The organism is Cryomorphaceae bacterium, assembly GCA_007695365.1.
Taxonomy (GTDB): domain Bacteria; phylum Bacteroidota; class Bacteroidia; order Flavobacteriales_D; family SKUL01; genus SKUL01.
On the sequence record REDV01000031.1, the window covers coordinates 1 to 8,164 of the forward strand.

General features: G+C 49.6%; 3 protein-coding genes. All 3 read left to right on the top strand.

From position 1 onward, the window contains the following. The coding region (locus EA392_00800) for a T9SS C-terminal target domain-containing protein (GenBank protein ID TVR42021.1) at positions 1 to 1,916 on the top strand (1,916 nt) is incomplete at its 5' end. A gap of 289 nt (positions 1,917 to 2,205) precedes the next feature. Beyond that, on the top strand, positions 2,206 to 4,815 hold the full coding sequence (locus EA392_00805) for a T9SS C-terminal target domain-containing protein (protein TVR42022.1): 2,610 nt from the start codon (positions 2,206 to 2,208) through the stop codon (positions 4,813 to 4,815). A 270-nt stretch (positions 4,816 to 5,085) separates the two neighbouring features. Next, positions 5,086 to 8,164 (top strand): hypothetical protein (locus EA392_00810; GenBank protein TVR42023.1); only part of this gene is annotated, 3,079 nt, incomplete at its 3' end.

Sequence of the window (8,164 nt, forward strand, 5' to 3'; positions counted from 1 at the left end):
GCAACACGGGCGAAACGGCTTGTGTGGCTGACTGCAACGGTGACTTCGGCGGAACAGCTTTCTTCGATAACTGCGGCGACTGCGTAGGTGGCAACACAGGAGAAACTGCCTGTTTAGCCGATTGCAATGGCGACTTCGGCGGAACGGCTTTCCTTGATAACTGCGGCGACTGCGTAGGCGGCAACACGGGCGAAACGGCCTGCGTAGCCGACTGCAACGGAGACTTTGGTGGAACTGCCTTCATCGATAACTGCGGGGATTGCGTAGGTGGCAACACGGGTGAAACAGCTTGTTTGGCTGACTGCAACGGTGACTTCGGAGGAACAGCCTTCATCGATAACTGTGGTGACTGCGTAGGTGGCAACACGGGCGAAACGGCTTGTGTGGCTGACTGCAACGGTGACTTCGGCGGAACGGCATTTATAGACGATTGCGGAGATTGTGTGGGAGGTAACACGCAAGAAGATCCTTGTGAGCTTTGTGATTTGGTTCTTGTTGGTAGCTCTACCCCGGCATCCGGTCCGGGTAATGCCGACGGAACCGCAACGGTTGTTGCAACGGGCGGCTCGGGAACTTACAGCTACAGTTGGAACGATCCGCTGATGCAAAACATAGCTACTGCCACGGGCCTATTCCCCGGAAACTACACCGTGTTGGTTTCTGACGGCGAAGGTTGCAACGAGCAAATCACGGTGAATGTGGGAGTTCAAGGCAACGTGCCCTTTACCCAGGTTCATGCGAACTTCTGTAATACGGGAGGATATGCATTGGGTGATTTTATCAGCGCACAGCAAGTTGCCGGCGCTACAGCGTACCGCTGGGAGTTTACCGACTCAAACAGCAATGTGCTTCCCGAATATACTCGCGTGGGTGGTAATCCATGGGTGCGTTTGGAGTGGATTTCAGGCATTGAGCTGGGCGAGACCTATGATGTTCGGGTAAAAACTGAAGTAGGAGGAGAGTGGGGCGAATACGGAATCAGTTGCAGCATCGGAATTTCGCCTGATGTGCCAAACACCTCCGTGCGGCCTGAGTATAGCCCTACCAACCCTCAAGGTAACCCCTATTCAATGTGCGACATTGTAATTGCGTTCAACATTGCTGGAGCTGAGGATTTTGAATGGCGTTTTGATCCTGATTCTGACCCGACAAATGGAAATGAGATCTACTATGTGCGCGGAGCGGCCAATCCCGGCATTCGTCTCTCATGGATTGAGGGTTTGGTGCCAGGTACAACCTACCACGTTGGTGTTCGCGTGAAAGTAAGTGGTCAATGGGGTGATTTTGGTGATGTAAGTCCCATTATACTGGCGCTTCCGCCCAACAATGTGACTGTGCGTCCGCAGTATTGTGGTGTAACACACGCCCCCAACGGAATACTGGTTGCTCAGAGTGTATGTGCAGCAGACTTCTACCAGTGGGAGTTTGTAAACCTCACCACCGGAGTAACCAGCACAGCACAGCGTCCCAACCCTGGAATCAGCCTCAACTGGAACCAAATCAGCCCATTGCTCACTGCAGGCGATTGCGAAGTTCGCGTACGCGTTCAGCAAGGTGGTATCCTCGGCGACTTTGGTCCGGTTTGCACCTTCACCATCAGCGGCCCCGGTGCTCCTGCCGACGAAACCCCTGCGGTTCGTACTCTGGCAGAGAACAGCTCTATGCTGTACCCCAACCCCAACGCGGGCACAGAGGTACGTCTTGAGCTGAGTGGCCTGGGTGATGAAAACCACGAGGTAATGATCCAGATTTACGACATCAACGGACAGTTGATCCAGAATGAAGGATTTGGCCACGTGGGCGACAGCGTAAGCCGACTGATTCACTTCAACAAGAACCTCGCTACAGGAATGTACATGGTTCACATCGTTGTGGATGGCGAGCGCTTTGCTACCGAGCGACTGATTGTGATGTAATCTACAAACCTGACAGCGTCCGGAGAGGATCTGTCAGCGTTTGTTGAATCAAATAGTGAAACCCCCGGCGAGGAATCGTCGAGGGTTTTTTTAATAAAACCAATTCAGGTCGAGACTGTGCAGCTCCCTTTAACTGCACGAAGTAGGTCCTCCATGGTTGGTAATTTAACTTCAAGTAGTTAATTTCACTTTCTCTCCAGATATTTTACGCATTGATAAAGTGCTTTTTTGGAGTCGTTAACCGAACATCACCGATATTTGTATCATGGTGCGTTGTCTCCTCTTATCAGTGGTGCTTTGGAGCTCAGGTGTTTTTGGGCTTCTGGCGCAGAACACCATTTGGTTTCAGGGTTTTGAAAACGCTTCTGTAACCTGTACGGAAAACTGGGGCTATACAGGCGGCGTGCGTAACAACCAAACGTCCAGAACGGGCAATTGGTCCGGTATGGTAGGTCGCGCGGGAACATCTCATACCATGACCTTTGATGACGTGGATGTTTCGGGCCTTGAAGACCTTAATCTGCAGTTGTTCCATCGTGTGCGATGTGGCAGCGGGCCCGGTTTGGATGTCCGGGAAGGAGCTGTAATAAAAGTCAGGTTGAACGCAGGGCCTTGGGTTGTAATTGCGCAAGTTGGCGGTTTCTCCGATCATTGCTACTTGTGGACTGACATAATTGGTGGCGCTCCCACCACATCATCAGGTTGCAACGTCTATCAAGCTTCCAATCCTGTTAATTATTCTATTCCGGCAGGCACAAATACGGTTGGTTTGGAAATTATCAGCATTCGTGCAGATAACTGTACAGGTTATAATAACCGAATGGAAAACGGAGGTTTTGCATCACTTTATGATCGGACTGACGAAGGCTTCCATATTGACGATGTGCGTATCACTACGTCGAGCACGGATTTTACCTGCATTTGGACCGGAGCAGTAAACGACAATTGGCATAATTGTTTGAACTGGAACAACGGCCTCGTTCCCAATGCTACGCGAAATGTGATTATCAATCAAAGTGGGGACGTGAACACGAATTGCAGGGTGAGCACCGCCAATGCCACTTGTAATAACCTGCTGTTAACCACTGCAAACTCCTGGACACAGGATTTGGAAGTACGAAACAACAGAACCCTTAATATACTGGGTGATGTAACCATCACGCGCACAGGCAACGGAGTGAACAACCTGAAGGCTGAAGCCCAGGAAGGAGGCACCATCAATGTGGCGGGTAACCTGTCTGCCACGATCGGACCGGGTATTTCATTTGCAGCACAAATTGAAGTGCAGGCGCAAAACGGAGGTACGTGGAACATCCAAGGTGATGTGTTTCTCGAAAAAGCAACGCCTTTCGGAAACCCATTTGTCTGGATTTCGCTGAAAGGCCCATCGCCATCTACATTTCGATGCAACAACCTTACGCTCATTAGTAACGGTGCGAATGTTACGAACACGGCCTTTGTTCAGATGGTTTCTAATGACAACCACCTCCTGGAAGTACAGGGCGATTTTCTCATGATGAACAATGCCCGATTTAATATGAACAATCTTCCCAATCCGCAGGCCCGGTTTGCCGGTGATATTATCAATTTGGTTTCGGCAGCGCAATTTCAAACCAACAACAGCAACATCATATTGGATGGCAGTGGAATTCAGGAAATCAATACCGCGGGTTTTGCCTTGCCGTTTCACAACCTTACCCTGAACAAAAGTGGAGGACACGTGCGACTCAATAACGATATCACGTTCACCAATGCAGGTGTACTGGCTTTAAACAACGATTACATTGATCTGAATGGAAACCAGATGTATGTTACCAACACAGCTGTGGATGCCATTACGCGAATTTCCGGTGCCATTTCAGAAGAATCGGGGGCTGGAGCGGGAATCAACGAAGGGAGAATCAACTGGACGATCAACAATGTAGGTGGAGCTCATGTGTTTCCTTTTTCGCGTGGAGTAGGAGGTCCTTATATCCCGTTTGTCTTTGAGCGAACCGCGGGAAATGCAGGTGTCGTAAGCATTTCTACCTATGGAACACCGCCCAACAATCAACCCTGGCCCTTGTTGCCCGACCCGGTTCTCAACCTGAACAGCACCATGGGGTTACTTCCCGATAACCAGGATGCCACCGTAGATCGATTTTGGCAAATTGATGTATCGGGAACACCCACTGCCAACATAACCTTTCACTACGCCCCCGACGAATTGCCTGCCGCGCCTTTTAATGATCCCGCAAGCCTCAGAGCTCAACGCTACGATACCACTCAGGATATCTGGTTGCCCGGCCCATTGAGCCAGATTGCCGCAGGCAACAGCGTGCAGGTAGTAGGCGCCACCAACTTTTCTCCGTGGACACTTGCAAGTGAGATGTCTCCTTTGCCCCTGGAGTGGTTGGATTTTACTGCCCGGCCTGATGCTTTTGGGGTTCATTTGGATTGGCTCACAGGAAGCGAACAAAACACCAGTCATTTTGAGGTGCAACGCTCGGCCAATGCTCGCGATTTCTACAACATAGGAACGTTGAGTGCCGCAGGTTTTTCTAGCCAGGTGTTGTCATACTATTGGTTGGACCATCTGCCGATGAGAGGAATGAATTACTACCGCATCCGTCAGATTGATTTTGACGGTGCGTACACCTATTCTGTGGTGCGTGCTGTGTTGTGGGAAGAAAACCAACATGATGTTTCTGTGTACTATGCTGATCAAACCATTCGCGTTTTCACTGATTGTGAACTCATAAGTCGCCCTGTGCTTTACGGCATCAGCGGACAGCAGATCAGTGTAAAAGAGACGGGTAACTCCATGTTTGTGACGGATGTCTCGCTCTCCTCCGGTGTTTATGTACTCGTTTTTCACTGTGATGAGGAAACGATTACCGCAAAGTTCCATGTGCAATGACCCGTTGATGGGGGGTGTCAAAGAGCTACCTATTTGCTACATCTTCAATGTCTTTCATTTCTGTAGACGACCACCCGGCCAATGTGAAATGCGTTTTCCTCGTGTTTTGATTCCGCCTTTGCTTAGCGTGTAGTTAAGGTAATCATAGTTACAGGATAATCTTACGGCTCTGGTTGTTTGTATTGAGATGTATAGATTTGTCTCGATAATTGACTATTTTGTCATGGATTTGAATCAGTTAACCGAAGAAATCACCAAAACAACAACAGCATGAAAAACAAGTACGATTACCATGCGGCAGTTTCAAAGAATAGCTGCCTTAAACCTGTACCGGCATCGCCGGACAAAAGGGGAATGCTCGTTGCATTTTTCTTTTCTACTCTGTTATTATTCTTCAGCGGGGCTCTGAGCGCTCAGTACATTGTAGATTTTGAAGGAACGGGAGAAACCAAGACGGGATATGCATCCGGTACGGTGAATCTCTCGAGCCTTGATTGGGATATGACCGAAGCTCTGATTGGCACTTCAGCGTCAGATTGGAAGAATGGCGCTCGCTCTGCGCGTATGCGCGGGTACGGTGAATCTGCAATGACCATGCTGGAAGACAAAACCGGAGGTGCCGGAAATGTTACCTTTCAGTACAGACGCTTTGGTACGGATCAGCAGGTTGCATGGCGCGTGGAGTACAGTACCGATCAAGGTCAAACCTGGACCCAATTGGGAAATGACTTTACTGCACCAGCTAGTAATGATGTACAAACTTTTTCCGAAGATGTGGATACACCCGATGATATTCGTATCCGCATTTCTTCTGTTGCGACCACAGGTGCTGATAACCGTCGTCTCAATATCGATGATATCACTATCACCGATTTTGTTGCACAGGGTTCGCCGGTCATTTCAGCTTCGCCAACCACCCTTAACCTTGACGGCTACCAGGAAGGTTCAGGTCCTTCAACCTCAGGAATTCTCTCTGTATCCGGTGAAGATATGACTGGAGACATTTCATTCTCACAAGTGTCAAACTTTGAGTTCTCATTTGACGATGTGAACTTTTTCCCTTCATTGCCGGATTTGGAGCAGTTTGGTGGAATTATTCCAAATACCGAGTATTTTGTGCGTCTGCAAGGAGGTCTTACTGCCGGTCAATATACGGAGCAACTCACGTTGTCAAGTCCGGGTGCAAACGATGTGGTTGTAACGCTGAGCGCAGAAGTCACAGGTGTTCCTCAGGGCTTGATTATCAGCCAGCACGTGGAAACCGATTCAGGAACTACACCCAAGGGAATTGAGCTTTGGAATCAGACAGGTGCTTCGCTGGATTTCTCAACCCATAATCTCGTCATTTTGCAGGGAACCAATGGAAATACTCCTATTCCCGCGGTGACAATAAGTTCCGGGACCCTCGATGATGGTGAAGTGATGGTTGTGGGCACGGCCGATATCGGGACCCACCTCACAGCGCAAGGCCTTGGCAGCGTGCTGTTCGTCCCATTTAACTTTACTTTTAACGGAAACGATGCACTGGTTATCCAACTTAACGGAGTAGTTGAAGATACTTTTGGTGAGCCCGGTGTAGACCCGGGTGTTGCATGGGAAGGAAACGGCGTTTCTACGCGGGACTCTAACATCCAGCTCATTTGCGATATCACCACCGGAGCACCTGAGGGTTGGTCAGACCCGAGTATTCGTTTCGAAAATGTTGGAGGCGGGCAGGACCTCACCGGGTTCGGAGTACCACCGCAACCCTGTAGTGCGCCGCAATGCAGCATTGACGAGGTGACATTTGCAAATGTGTCTGCCTGTGATCTGGAAGACAACAGCTACACTGCGGATATTACCGTGACCTACACGAATGATCCGGGAGGTAATCTTGTGGTGAATGGACAGATCTTTGCCGTAACCTCTTCGCCGCAAACAGTCGAGTTGACACTCGATTCTGATGGTTTGGATGTAGATGTGGAAGTTTCATTTGCGCTCAATCCTTCTTGTTCGTTTCTCAGTGAAGCTTTGTTTACAGCTCCTCAGGCATGTGTGATTCCTGAACCTGAGTGTGGTAATGAAAGCTTTTCCAACATGGGAGCGGGGAATTCAGGTTCTTACCTTACATACAATTATGTGGGTGATGATGGTTATGATATCACCATCACAGATGCGCGAAACGACCAAACCATCAATGGCCGGGCTGCAACCATCCGAAACGGATCTGCCACCGTGCAAGGCGCTATAGGTGGCATTGGCGACCTCACCCTCACTACGCAGCGAAAATTTGCAGGTGGAGCTGGTAACCTTACGGTTGAGGTGAACGGAAACCCCGTAGGAACCATTCCTTACGATGCTACCATACAAACCACTACAATTAGCGGCATCAATGTTCCCGGAACAGTAAATATCGAAATCATCAACCCAAATATCGGCAATGACCGCGTTGCAATTGATGATCTGATCTGGACTTGCTTCAGTGCTCCCGGTATTCAGCTATCTCCAATCTCGGGTAATACCGATGAAAGCGGAACAACAGCTACTTTTGATGTGACTCTTACCGAGGAACCTGCTTCTGATGTGGTTCTTACCGTAACAAGCGGTGATATTACTGAAAACACGGTAGCCCCGTCAACGCTCACTTTTGATGCAAGCAACTGGGATATTCCGCAAACGGTTACAGTAACGGGTGTTCCTGATGGAATCATAGATGGCGACCAGACAACAACCATCACCGTGGCTGTTGATGATGCACAGTCTGACCCTTCTTACCACGGACTTTTCGCCACCATTGATGTAATCAACGAGGATATTGACGCCTGCGACGAACCTGTGTGGGAAGTAGTGAACATAACCACCAATTCCAGCTTTAACAACGGTGGGGCATGGACGCCGATTCCCGGAGGTTTCTCCGCGAATGGCTTCTGTGGTGGCGGTTGCCAGGAAGATGTGGATACCTGGTTGGTATTCGGACCGCTTGATTTGAGTAGCTCAACATCGCTTAACTTGTTGTTCGATGCTTCCGAAAGCTTCGGTACAACAGACCTTACCATCCAGTATTCTACAGATTACGCGTTGTCTCCTTGTCCGCTATGGGCAACCTGGAGCGGCCAAACTTTGCTCACCGACCCCGGTGCGATTGATATTGACCTCAGCGGTGCAGCAGGGCAGTCAGGTGTGTACATAGGTATCGCTTATACCACTGATGGCTCAACCGGATACAGCTCGTGGTCGCTCACCAATTTTGAAATTGTTTCGGATGTGTGTCCAACAGTAGGAACTCCGGTAGTCTCAGATTGCACGATTCCCGCACCTGCTAACAACGAATGTGCAGACGCACAATCATTGTCAGTGCCTGCATGGCCTG